Source organism: Pandoraea sp. XJJ-1 (assembly GCF_026802345.1).
Taxonomy (GTDB): domain Bacteria; phylum Pseudomonadota; class Gammaproteobacteria; order Burkholderiales; family Burkholderiaceae; genus Pandoraea; species Pandoraea cepalis.
In genome coordinates this window covers 3,296,878-3,313,123 of the sequence record NZ_CP113827.1, presented here as the reverse complement: position 1 = coordinate 3,313,123, position 16,246 = coordinate 3,296,878, and the positions used below count along the sequence as shown (strand labels likewise).

General features: G+C 65.2%; 17 protein-coding genes. 6 read left to right on the top strand and 11 right to left on the bottom strand.

What is annotated here, in order from left to right; translation table 11 throughout:
• Positions 1–4: 4 nt before the first annotated feature.
• From OYT13_RS15180 to OYT13_RS15170, 3 genes are read right to left on the bottom strand one after another with little or no spacing between them, the layout of a single operon-like run.
• Positions 5–1,147, bottom strand: a complete 1,143-nt coding sequence (locus OYT13_RS15180; RefSeq protein ID WP_017233394.1) for an ABC transporter permease — start codon at positions 1,145–1,147, stop codon at positions 5–7.
• Entirely contained in the window at positions 1,144–2,127 is a 984-nt protein-coding gene (locus OYT13_RS15175; protein ID WP_017233395.1) for an ABC transporter ATP-binding protein, read from the bottom strand. Before OYT13_RS15175 ends, OYT13_RS15180 begins: the two co-directional genes overlap by 4 nt.
• Complete coding sequence (locus OYT13_RS15170) at positions 2,124–3,089, bottom strand: HlyD family secretion protein (RefSeq protein ID WP_051060134.1); 966 nt, start codon at positions 3,087–3,089, stop codon at positions 2,124–2,126. The genes OYT13_RS15175 and OYT13_RS15170 overlap by 4 nt, the downstream gene beginning before the upstream one ends.
• Before the next feature lie 182 nt (positions 3,090–3,271).
• On the opposite strand from OYT13_RS15170, the gene folE reads away from it, so the two are divergent.
• A complete protein-coding gene (folE, locus tag OYT13_RS15165) occupies positions 3,272–3,838 on the top strand; it encodes a GTP cyclohydrolase I FolE (RefSeq protein WP_017233397.1) in 567 nt (188 codons plus the stop codon).
• 78 nt (positions 3,839–3,916) lie between these two features.
• On the opposite strand, the gene OYT13_RS15160 is transcribed toward folE, so the two are convergent.
• The 5 genes from OYT13_RS15160 to OYT13_RS15140 all read right to left on the bottom strand — a co-directional run bounded on the left by OYT13_RS15160 (position 3,917) and on the right by OYT13_RS15140 (position 8,061).
• Complete coding sequence (locus OYT13_RS15160; protein ID WP_051060136.1) at positions 3,917–4,495, bottom strand: YbhB/YbcL family Raf kinase inhibitor-like protein; 579 nt, start codon at positions 4,493–4,495, stop codon at positions 3,917–3,919.
• Between the two features lie 11 nt (positions 4,496–4,506).
• Positions 4,507–4,692, bottom strand: coding sequence for a hypothetical protein (locus OYT13_RS15155; RefSeq protein ID WP_157211419.1), 186 nt, complete (start codon positions 4,690–4,692; stop codon positions 4,507–4,509).
• Entirely contained in the window at positions 4,676–5,674 is a 999-nt protein-coding gene (cydB, locus tag OYT13_RS15150; protein ID WP_017233399.1) for a cytochrome d ubiquinol oxidase subunit II, read from the bottom strand. The genes OYT13_RS15155 and cydB overlap by 17 nt, the downstream gene beginning before the upstream one ends.
• Before the next feature lie 39 nt (positions 5,675–5,713).
• The gene (locus tag OYT13_RS15145) at positions 5,714–7,159 is read right to left on the bottom strand and encodes a cytochrome ubiquinol oxidase subunit I (RefSeq protein WP_261938336.1); all 1,446 of its coding nucleotides are present in this window, start codon (positions 7,157–7,159) and stop codon (positions 5,714–5,716) included.
• Positions 7,160–7,389: 230 nt separating this feature from the next.
• A complete protein-coding gene (locus OYT13_RS15140) occupies positions 7,390–8,061 on the bottom strand; it encodes a DUF1345 domain-containing protein (RefSeq protein ID WP_017233401.1) in 672 nt (223 codons plus the stop codon).
• A 471-nt stretch (positions 8,062–8,532) separates the two neighbouring features.
• Here OYT13_RS15140 and OYT13_RS15135 point away from each other — a divergent pair, with 471 nt between their 5' ends.
• Positions 8,533–9,921: an MFS transporter gene (locus OYT13_RS15135; protein ID WP_017233402.1), complete on the top strand. Its 1,389-nt coding sequence runs from the start codon at positions 8,533–8,535 to the stop codon at positions 9,919–9,921.
• 172 nt (positions 9,922–10,093) lie between these two features.
• On the opposite strand, the gene OYT13_RS15130 is transcribed toward OYT13_RS15135, so the two are convergent.
• Positions 10,094–10,918 (bottom strand): isocitrate lyase/PEP mutase family protein, encoded by an 825-nt coding sequence (locus OYT13_RS15130; protein ID WP_268566509.1) that lies wholly within the window; start codon positions 10,916–10,918, stop codon positions 10,094–10,096.
• A gap of 348 nt (positions 10,919–11,266) precedes the next feature.
• Here OYT13_RS15130 and OYT13_RS15125 point away from each other — a divergent pair, with 348 nt between their 5' ends.
• The 4 genes from OYT13_RS15125 to mnmH are packed head-to-tail and all read left to right on the top strand — an operon-like array spanning position 11,267 to position 15,031.
• On the top strand, positions 11,267–11,809 hold the full coding sequence (locus tag OYT13_RS15125; protein WP_157211427.1) for a cytochrome b: 543 nt from the start codon (positions 11,267–11,269) through the stop codon (positions 11,807–11,809).
• Positions 11,806–13,311 (top strand): glycosyltransferase family 2 protein, encoded by a 1,506-nt coding sequence (locus tag OYT13_RS15120; RefSeq protein WP_017233405.1) that lies wholly within the window; start codon positions 11,806–11,808, stop codon positions 13,309–13,311. Before OYT13_RS15125 ends, OYT13_RS15120 begins: the two co-directional genes overlap by 4 nt.
• Positions 13,312–13,334: 23 nt before the next feature.
• Complete coding sequence (locus OYT13_RS15115; RefSeq protein ID WP_017233406.1) at positions 13,335–13,979, top strand: tetratricopeptide repeat protein; 645 nt, start codon at positions 13,335–13,337, stop codon at positions 13,977–13,979.
• Positions 13,976–15,031: a tRNA 2-selenouridine(34) synthase MnmH gene (gene mnmH / locus OYT13_RS15110; protein WP_261938339.1), complete on the top strand. Its 1,056-nt coding sequence runs from the start codon at positions 13,976–13,978 to the stop codon at positions 15,029–15,031. The genes OYT13_RS15115 and mnmH overlap by 4 nt, the downstream gene beginning before the upstream one ends.
• Before the next feature lie 30 nt (positions 15,032–15,061).
• Here the strand turns inward: mnmH and arsH are convergent, their stop codons facing one another.
• The gene (gene arsH / locus OYT13_RS15105; RefSeq protein WP_017233408.1) at positions 15,062–15,826 is read right to left on the bottom strand and encodes an arsenical resistance protein ArsH; all 765 of its coding nucleotides are present in this window, start codon (positions 15,824–15,826) and stop codon (positions 15,062–15,064) included.
• A complete protein-coding gene (gene arsC / locus OYT13_RS15100; RefSeq protein ID WP_261938340.1) occupies positions 15,823–16,245 on the bottom strand; it encodes an arsenate reductase (glutaredoxin) in 423 nt (140 codons plus the stop codon). The genes arsH and arsC overlap by 4 nt, the downstream gene beginning before the upstream one ends.
• Position 16,246 lies beyond the last annotated feature (1 nt).

Below are 16,246 nucleotides of genomic sequence, written 5' to 3'. Positions count from 1 at the left end.
CGCCTCAGTCGAGGGTACGTTTGTAGAACTTCACGGCCACCATCATGAGGATGGCAGAGAAGGCCAGCAGCGGCCACAGATCGTGCCACGCATCGGCCCAGCCGTTGCCCTTGAGCAGAATGCCGCGAATGAGCCGGTTGAAATACGTCAGCGGCAGCAGGTTGCCGATGGCCTGCGCCCACGCGGGCATGCCGCCAAACGGGAACATGAAGCCCGAGAGCAGCATGCTCGGCAGAAAGTAGAACACGGTGAGTTGCATGGCCTGCAACTGGTTCTGTGCAAACGACGATAACGCGATCCCGACGATCAGGTTGGCCGCGATAAACACCAGCGCGGCGAGATAGATCGCGACGACACTGCCTTCGAACGGCACATGAAAGGCGAAGCGCGCGGCGATCAGAATGATGGTCGCCTGAAGCAAGCCAATGGCGACGTACGGCACGATCTTGCCGGTCATGACTTCGATGGGCAATACCGGCGTGGCGAGCAGGTTCTCCATCGTGCCGCGCTCGCGCTCGCGCACGATGGCAATGCCGGTCATCATCGCAAGCGTCATCGTCAGAATCACCCCCATCAGGCCGGGAATGATGTTGTATTGCGTGATGCCCTCCGCGTTATAGAGACGATGCACCTGCACGTCGAACGCCGCCTGCGAGCCGGCCAGATTCGCAAGCGGCCCCGTCAGGTCCTTTTGCGCGACGGACTGGGCGATGGCTGGCAAGGCGCCGAGCGCCGAGGCCATTGCCATTGGATCCGTCGCATCGGCCTCGATGAGCACGGCGGGCCGCTCGCCGCGCAACAGACGGCGAGTGAAATCGGCAGGAATGTTCAGCACGAACTGCGCGCGCCCCTGCGCGAGAGCGGCGCGTCCGGCATCTTCGCTGGTCAACGCCTCGGTAAAGCGAAAGTATCCCGAATGCTCCATCGCGGCCATGAAGCTGCGCGTGAACTCGCTGTCGTCGGCCACGAGCGTCGCGGTCGGCATATGCTTGGGATCGGAGTTGATGGCGAAGCCGAAGAGGGCCAGTTGCACAAGCGGCACACCCACGATCATCGCAAACGTCACGCGGTCGCGGCGCAGTTGCAGGAACTCCTTGCACACGATGCTCCACCACCGGGCGATCGAGAACCCGAGCGGCGCGCTCACGCCTTGTCTCCGAAGTTGTCTTTCGCGTGGCTCATCAGGTAAATGAACACGTCTTCCAGGCTCGTGTCGATGGGCGCGACCCGCAGCCCTCGTTCGCTGGCCAGGTCGTGCAGCAACTTGTCCAGGGCGGTGGCATCCCGCCCGCTCACATGCAGCGTATCGCCAAAGGCGACCGTCTGTGCCACCACGGGTTGTGCGCGCAGCTCGCGCGCCAGATCGATGAGGTTCTCGCCATGCACCCGCCACGTCGACAACTGCTGGCGAGCGGTGACCTCGGCGGCCGTGCCTTGCGCGAGCAGTTCGCCATACGAGATGTAGGCGAGCTTGTGACAGCGCTCGGCCTCGTCCATGTAATGCGTGCTCACGAGAACCGAGATGCCGCGCGAGGCCAACTCGTGCAATTCCTCCCAGAAGTCGCGCCGGGCGGTCGGGTCGACGCCGGCGGTCGGTTCGTCGAGCAGCAGCACCTGCGGCTCGTGCAGCATGCACGCCGCGAGCGCCAGGCGCTGCTTCCAGCCGCCGGAGAGCGACCCGGTCAGTTGCTTTGCGCGGCCCGTCAGGCCGAGCCGCTCGATGGCTCGCTCGACGGCGTCTCGCCGGTTCGGCATGCCATACACGCGCGCCACGAAGTCGAGGTTCTCGCGAATGGTCAGGTCTTCCCAGTACGAGAAGCGTTGCGTCATGTAGCCCACGTGACGCTTGATCTGCGCGCTCTCGCGCACGATATCGAAACCGAGGCACGTGCCGCTGCCCGAGTCGGGGGTGAGCAAGCCGCACATCATGCGAATGCAGGTTGTCTTGCCGCTGCCGTTCGGCCCGAGAAAACCGAAGATTTCGCCGCGCTGCACTTGCAGCGACACATCCTTGACAACGTGCTTGTCGCCGAAGCGTTTGTTCAGACCCTTCACATCGATCGCGAGACGGCCCTCGTCGGCCGAGGGGGCGACAATCTCACGCGGGCGCGCATCGCGGCCGTTCATGGGCGCGTCACCTGCACCGGTTGCCCGGGATTGAGTTTGACGGCGTCTGCCGCGGCGGGATGTGCTTCGATCATGTAGACGAGCTTGTCGCGCGTGTCGTTGCTGTAGATGACGGGCGGCGTGTACTCGGCCTGATGGGCGACGTACGTGATGCGGGCGGGTACGCCTGCGCCGCATCCGTCGCAGGCGATGTGCACGGTCTGCCCCGCGCTCAGGGTACCCAAGGCGGTCTCCGGCACGAAGAAGCGCACCTTGATGTTGCCCGGCGGCAGCAGACGCACGACGGGACTGCCCGCCGCGACCCATTCGCCGATGCGGTACATCGTGTCGTACACGCGCCCGGCGGCGCTCGCGACGGCATGCTTCTGCGCGAGTTGCCAGTCGGCCTGCGCAAGCGCCGCGCGTGCCACATCGACCTGAGCGGCCTGCGACTGCCGCTGCGCGTCGCGGCCCGGCAGTCGCGCGACCGCCAGACTGCTCTGCAACTCCTGCACGCGGGCGCTGCTGCTGCGGGCGTCGGCGCGGCTGGCGTCGAGCTGTTCGCGAGCAATTCCGCCGGCGGCGTATTGCGCCTGATCGCGGTCGAACTGCGCAAGCGACTTGTCGCGCACGGCGATGGCTTGCTTGAGTTGGGCGGCAGCGACGGCGATCTCGTCGGGGCGCTTGCCGGTTTCGAGATCGCGCAACTGGGCCTCGGCGCTGGCGAGCGTCTCGCGCGCGTGGGCCTGTGCGGCCAGTTCATAAGTGGCGTCGAGATCGAAGAGGGCCTCTCCCGCCTTGACCTCCTGGCCGCGGGTCACCGACAGCGTAGTCAGGGTGCCGGCCTGCGACGAGGCGACATAGACGAATTCGCCCTCCACATAGCCTTGCCACGGCCGGGCGGAGTGGTCGCCGCAGCCAGCCAGCGCGGCCATGGCGGCAAGGGTGATCGCGTTAGTGCACATGCGGGGGCTTGCCGGCATGACGCGCCTCGTGCGTTGCGGTTGTTCGCTGCCACCTTAGCGCAAAAGGGGGGCAACGGGCAATCCGTCGCCATGCGCGGGCAGGGACTCTCTGCTATTGTGCGCACATGTCCGGCGGCGCACGGGGCGCGCGAACCTTAACAGCGCAGCGCACCGGACCTCATGCAAGGAGCTTGATTGATATGTCTCACGACACGTTCGACGAAAACGACTGGAAGCGATTCCTGAAACACATCGGCGAAGACCCGAGCCGCCCCGGTCTACACGAAACGCCGTCGCGCGTTCAAAAGGCCTGGCGTCAATGGACGTCCGGTTACGGCCAGGATCCGGCCGAAGTGCTCAAGGTCTTCGAAGACGGCGCCGAGCAATACAACGAACTGATCGTCGTACGAGGGATTCCCGTCTACAGCCATTGCGAGCACCATCTTGCCCCGTTCTTCGGCAAGGCGACCATCGGCTACCTGCCCAACGGCAAGATCGTCGGATTGTCGAAGCTCACGCGTCTGGTCGACTGTTTTGCGCGCCGCCTGCAAGTGCAGGAGCGCCTGACCACGCAGATCGCCGAAGCGCTGATGACGCATCTGCAACCGAAGGCAGTCGGCGTGGTGGTGTCGTGTCGTCACATGTGCATGGAAAGCCGGGGTATTCGCACGGCCGGGGAAGAGACTGTGACGTCGGCGATGCTCGGTGAGTTGCAGCCGAACCTGGCGTTGCGCACGGAGTTTCTCGCGCTCGCTCGCGACAAATAGTCGCAGGAAGGCGTACCCACGAAAAGCGCTGGCGGGGATGTCCCGCCAGCGCTTTTTTTGCTGTGCGACGGCGAGCGCTTACCGGCCGTACCGCGCCACGACGGTCGAGCCGTTCAACGTGTGACCGGCCAGCGCAGCAGTCAGACCGTTGGCGTCGAGCCCCGGCGGCAGACGGCCCGGTTCCAGATCGGTGGCCGTCACCGTAATGATGTAGTGATGCGGCGAATCGCCGACCGGCGGACACGCGCCGCGATAGGCCATTGCGCCGCTGACGTTCTTGCCCAGCGTGACGTGCTCGTTCGTTTCATTGCCCGCCCCGGCCGCGAGCGACGAGACGGTCGCCGGAATGTTGTAGGCGAGCCAATGCACCACGCCGCCGCCTTTCGCGCCGTCCGGGTCCTTCATCGTGATGACCACGCTGCGCGTGGCTTGCGGCAGATGCTGCCACGCGAGCGGCGGGCTCACATTCTTGCCCCCGCACTCGCCCAGCCCGGCGTGGATCGCCGGCAGCATGCCGCCGTCGGCGAACGCGCTCGACGACACGCTCATGCCTTCGGCACAGGCCACCCCCGCGCCGGTGCCGAGCATCACGGCCACGGCTGCCGCGCCGGCGATTCGCAACGATTGCTTTCCCGTAGCGGATGAAAGTCGATTCATAAGCACGCCTCCTATTTGGCAGATGCAATGATGAGCTTGAATGGTAGTGCAAGCAGGGCGGTGCCGGCCACACCGGCGCACCAGAGCGCGACAAACCATCCCCAGCCAATCAACCGCACCCGCCAGGCGGGGTGGGCGACGGCTCGCTCGCGCCGCTGGCGCACGGCGGGCCGCACGAGGTCAGTGATAGTGCGCATCGTGAGCCACCTTGCCGCGAAATACCCAGTAGGCCAGCATCGTATAGCCGAGGATCACCGGAATAATGAAGGCCGCGCCCCATAGCGTGAACGACAGACTCGAGTGCGGGGCGGCGGCGTCCCACAGCGTGATGCCTGGGAGAATCGCGTACGGATACGCGCTGATCAGCAGCCCGCTGTACCCCAGAAACACGAGTCCGATGGCGAGCCAGAAGGGCGTGGCATCGTGCGAGCGGCGCAGCACGCGGCGCATGACGAGCGTGGCGCCCGCCACGAGGAACGGCACGGGCAGGCAGCGCCAGAACCACTGGTCGGCGAACCAGCGATCTGCCACGAGCGGCACGCGCAGCGGTGTCCACAGCGACACGACGGCCATCGTGGCCACGAGCCCGAGCGTCAGCGGCCAGGCGAGCACACGCAAGCGTCGCTGCAGATCGCCCTCGGTCTTGCCGATCAGCCAGCAGGCGCCGAGCAGCGCGTACGTCACGACCAGGCCCAGCCCGGTGAACAGGTTGAAGGCGGTGACCCAGGCGAAGGCGTCGCCCGCGAACTGGCCGTTCTCCACCGGAATGCCCGACAGATACGCGCCGAGCGAGACGCCCTGAAAGAACGTTGCGCCGGCCGAGCCACCGATGAATGCGAGATCCCACCACGGCCGGGTGCGCTGCGACTTGCCGCGAATCTCGAACGCCACGCCGCGGAAGATCAGGCACACGAGCATGAGCACGAGCGGCAGATACAGCGCCGAGAGGAGTACCGAATACACCATTGGGAACGCGGCGAGCAATCCGGCGCCCCCGAGTACGAGCCATGTTTCGTTGCCGTCCCAGACGGGGGCGACGGAGTGCATCATCGTGTCGCGTTCGCGCGCGTCGGGGAAGAACGGGAAAAGAATGCCGATGCCGAGGTCGAAGCCGTCGAGCACCACGTAGAGAAACAGGCCGAGCGCGATGATGGCGGCCCACGCCAAAGTCAGATCCATGAGAAGTCTCGGTAACGTCGATGTCGTGATGGGGGGCGATCAAGTGGCGTGCGCGCCGTCGGTGTCCATTCGTCCGGATAGCCCGGACAGGGCGGGGGCGGTTTGCGCCGCGAGGTGGCCGCGTGGCGACGTGTGATCGCTGCCGGACGCCGCCGACGGCTCGCCGGGCAACACCGGACCGACGCGCAGCCACTTGAGCAGGTAATAGATGCCCGTGCCGAACACGAGGCAGTAGGTCAGCACGAGCACCAGCAGCGAGACCTGCACCTGTTGGGCGCTCACCGGCGACACGGCGTGCGCGGTGCGCATCACCCCGTAGACGACCCACGGCTGGCGTCCGGCTTCGGTGGTGACCCAACCCGCCAGCAACGCAACGAAGCCGGTCGGCGATAGGACGAGCATGGCGCGGGCGAAGCGGCGCGACGTGAAGAGCGTGCCGCGACGGCGCAGCCACACGGCGGCTAGCGCAGCGGCGATCATGGCGAGGCCGAGACCGACCATGATGCGAAAACTCCAGAACACCAGCGGCACGTTGGGGCGTTCGTCCTTCGGGAATTCCTTCAGACCACGAATCTCGCCGTCCCAGCGATGCGTGAGGATGAGGCTGCCCAGGTGCGGTACTTCAAGCGCATAACGTGTGGTCTCGGCGGCCATGTCGGGCCAGCCGAACAGGTTGAGCGGCGTGCCGCCGGTCTTCGTATCCCAAAGCCCTTCGATGGCGGCGAGCTTGGCCGGTTGGTACTCACGCGTGTTCAGGCCATGAAGATCGCCGACGACGGCCTGCAACGGGGCGAAGATCAGCAGCAGCCACATGGCCATGGAAAACATGGTCTTGACGGCCGGGTCGCGGCGCCCGCGCAGCAAGTGCCATGCACCGGTGCCCGCCACGACCAGCGCGGCCACGACGAACGCCGCGATGCTCATATGCGCCAGCCGATACGGGAAGGACGGGTTGAAGATGACGTCCCACCACGACAGCACGACCACGCGGCCGTCGACGATCTCGACACCCTGCGGCGTTTGCATCCAGCTATTCGACGCGAGAATCCAGAACGTCGAAATCAACGTGCCGACGGCCACGCACAAGGTCGCGGCGAAGTGCGCACGCTCGCTGACGCGGTTCCAACCGAACAGCATGATGCCGAGAAAGCCCGCTTCGAGGAAGAACGCGGTCATCACCTCGTAAGTGAGCAGCGGCCCGGTGACCGCGCCGGCGAAACTCGAAAAGCCCGACCAGTTGGTGCCGAACTGATAGGCCATCACCACGCCGGAGACGACGCCCATGCCGAAGCAAACCGCGAAGGCCTTCGACCAGAAGCGACACAGATCGAGATAGTGCGGCTGACGTGTTTTGAGCCAGAGACCTTCCAGCACGGCGATGAAGCTCGCCAGACCAATGGAGACGGCGGGAAATACGATGTGAAACGAGACCGTGAACGCGAATTGCAGGCGCGCGAGGTCGACAGCTTCTGGAGCGGCAGTCATGTCGTGATCAATGTAGGCAAACCAACCCTGTCTATAGGGCGACCCTCACTGCCGACCGCCCCTTGTTTGCCTGCATGGTAGGACGTGCTGCACCGCAGCACGCGTGACAAGACGTCACATGCGGCGCATTGACGCGGCATCAATTGCCACGTCGATTTGCGCTAGTGGTCTGTTTTTGTGGGGATTCGCGTCCTCGCCGGGTGCGACCTCATGTCACACGCAGGCGGGCGCTACGCGAGCAATCCGGCGCCGATATTGATCGACAGGCCGAGCACGGCGAGATTGAAGAAGAACGAGAGAACGGCCTGCGCGAGCGCGGTGCGTCGCATGCGGCGCGATGTCAGCGCGATGTCTGCGGTTTGCGAGGCGACGGCGATGGTGAACGAGAAATACAGGAAATCCCAGTAATCCGGATCGCAGTCGCGCTCGGGCCAGGCCAGCGCGAAGGGCGACTCCGTATCCGTGAAGTACAACCGCGCGTAATGCAGCGTGTAGATCGTCGGCACGAGGAACCATCCGGCGATGAGCGTGGCGGCCGCGAACAGCACATGCTCCGAGGCCTGATGCGGGGCGCCGGTCTTGGCGCTCGCCAGCACGTGGATGATGGCGGCCACACTGGCGATGGCCGACAGGCTGACCACGGTGAGCACGATGGCCGCGCTCTGGTCTTCCTGCTCGGCAAAGCGCTCGATGCTGCGCTTGGGGGCGGTGACCATCATGAGCCAGATCATCGCGAGATAGGACCAGGCGCCTGTGTTCCAGCCGATCAATATGCGCGTTATCGTGCTGAACTCCCCGCTCACGAAGACCTGGACGAAGAGTCCGGCAAGCACGCCGAGAGCGATGGCGATGAGCAGTCGCGGATGGAAGCGAAGCAGATGCGGGAAAAGCTTGGCGTTCATGAGCAATGTCTGGACGGTGGCGATGGGCGGTTCGATTATCCACCAACCCGGTCATTCGCCGGTCGTGGGCGGAAATGCGGCCTGCTCGGCAGGCGGGCGGCACAGTTGTGGTGCGCCGCCGCATCGCGATGCGGCATCGTGCCCGTTGCGGTGTCACCGGGGGCGTCGCGCGCACAACGCCGCGCGGCCGATTGCGCGATTTTTCTGATGACCTCGACATCCTGCCTCGCCTTGTCCTGCGGGGCTTCGCCCAGTCTCGAGCCTATTCTGGCAAGCACATGGCACGCCATTTGCTAAGCAGTAGGCAAGGCCAACGACGGCCGAGAGAAGACAAGCGAATTTTCTGCACCGCACGCATGACTTCCGCGCGAGCGCGGACTTCGGGGCAACGGCGTCCCGAAGCCATAGGCCTGTTCACAGGCATACGGCTTCGGGGCGCTTTTTTTTTGGCATACGAACACGAGGGTATCCATGAGCACGCTCACGCAATCGTTGAAAAGTGGCAACTGGCGCGCGCTGGTTGCGTGTTTTCTCTACTTCGACACGGGTTTCACCGTCTGGGTGATGCTCGGCCCTCTGGCGCCGTTCATCAGCAAGGACATCGCGATGACGCCCGCACAAACGGGCTTTCTCGTGGCGGTGCCGGTGCTGGGCGCGGCGATTCTGCGCGTCACGCTGGGCAACCTGTATCAGGCCTACGACGGTCGCAAGATCGCGTTGATGGGCATCACCTTGTCGGCGATTCCGTCGGTCGTGCTGCTGCTGATGCCGGGTGCGCCGTCGTACACGCTGCTGCTTGTACTCGGTGTGCTCCTCGGCATCGGCGGCGCGAGCTTCGCCGTGGCGTTGCCGATGGCAGGCAGCAACTATCCGCCGAAGGTGCAGGGGCTGGTGTTGGGTCTCGCCGCGGCGGGCAACATTGGCGCGGTGCTCGATGGCTTCATGTTCCCGGGACTGGCCGAGCACTACGGCTGGGCACGAGCGGCCGGTGCCGCCCTGCCGTTGCTCGCGCTTGCTGCGCTGGCGCTGGTGTTCTGGGCAAAGGATCAGGGTGTGAAGTCGGGCAGCGCGCCGCGCGCGTTCACGAGCTTCTTCATTACCGTGTTCGGTCTAATCGCGCTCGTGTTGTGCGTGCATGCCGGCGCATTCGGCGAAGGCAAGGCCGGTGTGTTGCTGCTGCCGGTGCTGGGCGCGTTGCTGGCGATTGCCGTGTTGCCGCGTCACTATCGCGGCGTGCTCGGCGAACGGGACACGTGGGTCATCATGCTGGTCTACAGCATCACGTTCGGTGGTTTTGTCGGCATGTCGTCGTATGTGACCACGCTGCTCATCTCGCTGTACAGCATGCCGCGCATCGAGGCGGGGCTGTTCATGTCGCTGCTCGCGTTCCTCGGTGCGCTGGTGCGTCCCATCGGCGGAATGGTGGCCGACCGAATCTCTGGCGTGCGCGCGCTGGTGCTGCTGCTCGCGGCGATTTCGGTCATCGATTTTGTCTTTGCCGCGTGGATGCCCCCGCAAGGTGCCGGTGTCGCTCTGCTCGTGCTGATCTACCTGTGCTTCGGTCTCGGTAACGGCGCCACGTTCCAGCTCGTGCCGCAACGCTGGCAAGGCAAGACGGGGCTGATGTCGGGCATCATCGGCGCGGCCGGTGGCATTGGCGGCTTCTACCTGCCGGTCATCATGGGCATGGCCAAGGAATCGACGGGCAGTTACCAGATGGGCTTCGCCACGTTCGGCGCACTGGCGGCGCTGGCGTTCTTGCTGGTCGTCGCCCTGCGCACGCGCTGGATGTCGTGGGCACTGCCCGCGGAGATGGTCGGTGGCGCGGTGCTTGCAGGCGGTGTGGCGCACGTCGAATAAGCGAAACGCGTTCGCGCACTCGCGGCCCGTCGATGCTTCGGCACGACGGGCCGTTTGGTTTTCTGGCGCAGCTTCGCGCTCGATGTCTCAATCCAGACCGGCCGGCGCGTTTCCCCATCCATCGGCCCTGTAGCCCAATGGCACCGTGGCTGTGCGCCAGAAGCATCACACGTCACACGCCCTGCCGGAACAGACCGTTGAGCGTGGCGCCGCTGGTGGCGCCGTCGAACCCGTCGAAGCGCCCTTGGGCGAGCGCCTGCGCGGCGTGCATGAAGCCTCCCCATGCCGCGCGAGCCAGTGCACCGCCCACGCTTACGCGCCGCACGCCAAGTTCGGCAAGCGCCTGCAATGTCATCGGCGACGTCGCGCCAATCAGCACGTTCACCGGTTTGGGCGCCACGGCCGTGACGACGGCCCGGATTTGCTCGACCGATTGAATGCCCGGTGCGTAGAGGCAGTCGGCACCTGCCTCTGCATAGGCTTGAAGGCGTGCAATGGCGTCGTCGAGATCGGGCACGCCCGCGAAGAAATTCTCTGCACGACCGATGAGGAGGGTGTCGCCGCCCGTCTCGTCGATCGCTCGGCGCGCGGCTTTCATGCGCGCGACGGCTTCGTCGAGCGGGAAGAGCGGCGCGTTGACGTCGCCCGTCGAGTCTTCGATCGACAAGCCGGCGACGCCTGTTGCCACGGCCATCTTGACGCTGTGCGCGACTTCGTCCGGCGTGCTGCCGAAGCCGCTTTCGAAGTCGGCATTGACGGGCAGATCGGTGGCGTCGACGAGCGTGCGCAAATGCGCGAGTACGGTGTCGCGTGTCACGCCATTGTCGGGTTGCCCGGTCGACCAGGCGAAGCCCGAGCTGGTCGAGGCAATCGCCTTGAAGCCCGCGTGTTCGAGATACCTCGCGCTGCCGGCGTCCCAGGGGTTCGGGATGACAAAGCAACCGGCGAGGTGGAGTTCGCGAAACGCGACGCGTTTTTCGGCGGTGCTACGTGACATGGTGTGTCTCCTGTAGGGGGGGGCGCAGCTCCGCTCACGCCGCGCACGCAAGCCCGATCATCGCGGTTTTGCACCGGCCTCGCAAGGCAGCCCCGAGGCGATCCAAGGCGTAATATCGACCGTCAGATGTTTTTATCTCGTACACCCGCGCGCAGCGTGTAATCCCGTGTAACACGTTTTTCGAGGGAACTTCAGGAATAAGCGCGATTCCATTGGCGTTATGTAATCATCCTCTTCTGTATTTTCAGGATCACCGACGTGAATTCTCAGCCCCCCTCCGCGACGTCCGTGTCTGCCCCCCCGAGCGGCGTGGCCTTGCACGACGACGCCAAGTACACCCGTGTGGCGATGGTGTTGCACTGGGCGGTCGCCTTGCTGATGCTCGGCAACATCGCGATCGGCCAGACGATTGCCTTGCTGTCCGACGCCACGCTCGAAAAAATCGACGTGCGCTTCTGGATCGATCTGCACAAGTCCATCGGAATTACCGTGCTGGGGCTCGCGATTCTGCGCGTGCTGTGGCGCGCGACACATCGTCCGCCCGCGCTCTCGCACGTGTTTGCATCATGGGAGCGCACGGCGGCGCATCTCGCGCATTGGCTGCTTTATGTCTTGATCGTCGTGCTGCCGCTCACGGGCTGGGCGCACGATTCGGCGTGGGTCGCCGCCTCGACCCATCCGCTGGTGCTGTTCGGCATCGTGCCGTTCCCGCGCATGGGTTTTCTGATGGCGTTGAGCGATGCGAGCAAGGACTACTGGCACACCTTGCTGGGTAACGTCCATACCTACTGTGCTTATGTCTTGTACGTGCTTCTGGCGTTGCACATTGGCGGGGCGCTCAAGCATCAGTGGATCGACCGCCACCCGGTGCTTGGCCGGATGCTGCCGTGAGCGCGGAAACAACGGGGAAGGCGTCGCGGCTCGAAGTGGCCCGCGAGCTTCACTCACCGCGCTTCACGCGACCGCCGACGCCGCTGGCGAGTTGGCTGGTGCATACGGGCGTGGCAGCGCTGTGGTGTCTGTTGTTCGCGCAGGCATTCTTTCTCAAGGGCGTGTTCGCGTGGGGCACCGGGGTCGCCTATGTCGCGTACGACACGGTGCTGCTGGCATTCGTATTCTGGCAAGCGTGGCGTCTGATGCGCCCCGACCCCGACGAGACTTCCTCTGACGCAGGTCATGAAGGCGCCGCCGTTCGATTGACGCTCGGCGTGGTGGTCGCGGCGCACAACGAGGCGGCGGCGTTGCCGGTCACGTTGCGCGCGCTGATGACGGGGCGACGGGTCCCGGACGCCATTGTCATCGCCGACGACGGCTCGCGCGATGGCACGTTCGCATTGCTCACGGGCGAGTATGGGCTCATCGACCCCGGCGAAGGCGGGCTGAGCGCACCGAGTGCGCGCTACCCGAATCTGCAATGGCTGCGCGTGCCGCACGGGGGCAAGGCGCGTGCGCTCAACGCGGCGCTTGTGGATATCGATACGGACATCGTGATGACGGTCGACGCCGACACGTTGCTCGACGCCGAGGCGTGCGCCGCGATGCACGCCGCGTTCGCGCGTCGACCCGGGCTCGTGGCCGCGACTGGCGTGCTCACGCCGGTGTGCGGCCGCACGGCGAGCGCGCGCGTGTTACAGCTTTTCCAGACGTACGAGTACATCCGAAACTTCATCTCGCGTTATGCCTGGATGCACGCCGACGGCCTGCTGCTGATTTCGGGCGCGTTCGCGTGTTTCCGGCGCGAGGCGGTACTGGCCGTTGGCGGATTCGATCCGGCTTGTCTTGTCGAGGACTACGAACTGATCCATCGCCTGCGTCGCTATTCGGTCACGCATGGGCTTGGATGGGAGGTGCGCGTGGTGGGCGGTGCGCAAGCGATCACCGATGCGCCGAGCACGCTCACGAGCTTCCTGCGTCAGCGTCGCCGCTGGTTTGCGGGGTTTCTCCAGACGCAATACTGGTATCGCGATATGGTCGGCAACGGCCGCTATGGCAATCTCGGACGCTGGATGTTGCCGGTAAAGGCATTCGATACGCTTCAGCCGATCTACGGGCTCACCGCGTTCGCGCTGCTCGTCTCGTTCGCCTTCGACGGTCATGTCGGCGTGCTGCTGCCGGTCTCGGGCATCATTCTCGGCAAGATCGGCATCGATCTCGGCTTTCATCTCTGGTCGGTGCATGCGTACCGCCGCTGGACCGGACACAACACCGGTACGAGCTTCGGATGGGCGCTTGTCGCGGCAGTATTGGAGCCGTTTTCGTTCCAACTGATGCGACACACGGGCGCCGCGCTGGGCTGGGGGCACTTCCTGACCGGACGCCAGCGTTGGGGCGTTCAGGTGCGACGCGGTATCCTGTCGGGCGAGCGCGGGACGGGGGTGTCCCGCGAGGAATGATTTTCCGGCAGTGTTTTCTTCAAATGATTCGATTTTCAACGGGGTGGGTGATGGGATGCGCGCTCAGCGGCCTGTTGAGCGTGGCCGGGTGTAGTGTCCCCGAGCGCAAGCCGTCCGGTCCCGACTACGCTGCGCTGGGGGGCGCGGCCGAGGTGCGCGGCGACTGGGACGGCGCACGCCGGGCCTTCGGGCAGGCGGTGCTTGTGGCTGACCAGTCGGGCTGGCCGGCGTCGCATCGCGCGGCCATGCACTTCGACTATGGCCGGGCGCTGGGGGTGACCTGCTACTACCCCGAAGCCGAACGCGAGCTGAGCCTTGCGTACGATCTCGATATCCTCACCGGGCACTACCGGTATCCGGCGTTGATCGAGTTGGCGCGACTGTCGCTGGTTCAGCGGCAGTACGCAGCGTCGGTGAAGTACTTCAGCCGGGCGCTGGACGCGCTCGATCGCATGGAGCTGGCCCGCAAGGTGCCGTTCGCTTACGCCGAGGTGCTCGACGACTACGCGCTGGCCCTGGGGGGCGCGGGCGACGCAGACGCCGCCACACACATCATCGATCGCGCCTCGAAAGTGCGCGCCGGCCTGGACGAGGCCGTGCGTGCGCAGGCGACATCGCGCACCCCATACGGTCAGCACTGCGGGCAACTGGCGGCGGGGGCACGATGAACCCGATGCGCGTTTCCCTGGAAAGCGCGGGCGACTTCGATGACATCATTGACGTTCGCACACCGCTCGAATTTGCCGACGACCACATTCCCGGGGCGATCAACGCGCCGGTGCTCAGCAATGAGGAGCGCGTCATCGTCGGTACGATGTACAAGCAGGTATCGCCGTTCGATGCCTCGCGCGTGGGGGCCGCCATGGTGGCGCGCAACATCGCCGCCCATCTCGATACGACGTTCGCCGACCGGCCGCGCAATTGGCGGCCGCTCATCTATTGTTGGCGGGGCGGCAAGCGATCGGAGTCGATGACTCTCATCATGAACATGATCGGCTGGCGTGCGCGCCAGCTCGACGGCGGGTACAAGGCGTACCGGCGCGACGTTGTGTCGTCGCTCGGCACGCTGCCCTCGACGCTCGATTACATCGTGCTGGCCGGGCACACGGGCAGCGGCAAGACCCGTCTGCTGCACGCGCTGGCCGACGTGGGTGCCCAAACGCTCGATCTCGAGGCGCTGGCGAAGCATCGCGGGTCACTGCTTGGGGCAATGCCGGGCGTTGCGCAGCCGTCGCAAAAGGCGTTCGATACCTCGCTGATCGGCGCGTTGCGCGGGCTCGATCCGACGCGGCCAGTGTTCGTCGAAGCGGAGAGCCGCCGGATCGGACTGATTACGCTGCCCGAGTCGTTGATGTCGTCGCTGCGCGGGGCCACGATGTGTGTCGAGGTTCGCGTGGCGCTCGACGCGCGGGTCGACCTGTTGATGCAGGAGTACGGCCATTTGCTGGCGCGGCCGGAAGACTTTCGCACGCAGCTTCTCCGGCTGGTACCGCTGCATGGACGGGCGGTCATCGACCAATGGCTGACGTTGCTCGACGAGGGGCGGCAACGCGAACTCTCGGAGGTGCTCATTACCCGGCACTACGATCCGGCGTATTCGCGAAGCTCGCGCAAGATGTTGCAGGGGGTGCGCAACGCCCTCCCGTTTCCGTTTCATCCGACGGCGCAAGATCTGGGCGCACAGGCGCGGGCATTGCTTACGCAGTGCGGGATGGCTTGACCCCATCGTTCGCGGCTGGCTCGACGTCGCTCATTCGACTTCGCCGCTGTCGGTGTCGCCGATCTGCGCGTCTCGCTCATGAGACATGGCGGCCGCGGCGAGTGCCGTCGCGGTGGCTGGGGCTGCGTCCTTGCGCTCGCTATACCGGTCCGTGAGGTATTCGGTGCGATCCCTGACCAGAAGGGTGAACTTGTACAGTTCTTCCATCACGTCGACGACCCGATCATAGTAGGACGATGGCTTCATGCGGCCCGTCGTATCGAATTCCTGATAAGCCTTGGCAACCGAGGACTGGTTAGGGATCGTCACCATGCGCATCCACCGGCCGAGTATGCGCAGCGCGTTGACCGCGTTGAAGGATTGCGAGCCGCCGCAGACCTGCATCACGGCGAGCGTGCGCCCCTGTGTTGGCCGAAGGCTGCCGATCTCCAGCGGCAGCCAGTCGATCTGGTTCTTGAAGACGGCGCTTAGCGTGCCATGGCGCTCCGGGCTGCACCATACCTGGCCTTCCGACCACGCCGAGAGCTTGCGAAGTTCGACGACCTTCGGATGATCGGCCGGCACGCTATCGGCCAAGGGCAACCCCTTGGGATCGAAGATGCGCGTTTCGGCCCCGAAGTGCTGCAGCAGGCGCTCGGCTTCCTGCACCAGCAACCGGCTGTACGACGTCTCACGCAACGAACCGTAGAGCAACAGGATGCGGGGAGGGTGGGGGCTGACGCTTCGGGGCTCGAGTTTGCGAAGATCCGGCAGGTCGAGCACCGCGCTACTGACGTTGGGCAGCGTGGCGCTCATTTCACTCGCTGTCCGCTGGCGTCGACGACGGCCTCGCCATCCTCTTTCGTGAAGGCCCCCTTTTGCGGCGAGGGCAGGATATCGAGCACGACTTCAGAGGGGCGGCACAGCCGCACGCCCAGCGGCGTGACGACGAACGGGCGGTTGATCAGGATCGGGTGCGCGAGCATGGCGTCGAGAAGCTGGTCGTCTGTGAGGGCCGGATCGGCGAGGCCCAGTTCTGCATAGGGCGTGCCATTCTCCCGGAGCGCTTCGCGCACGGTGAGTCCGGCGTCGCGAATCAGGCTTTGCAGTACCTCGCGCGTCGGAGGGGCACTCAGGTATTCGATGACCGTGGGTTCGATGTCTGCGTTGCGGATGAGCGCCAACGTATTGCGCGACGTGCCACAGGCCGGGTTGTGATAGATGGTGACGGACATG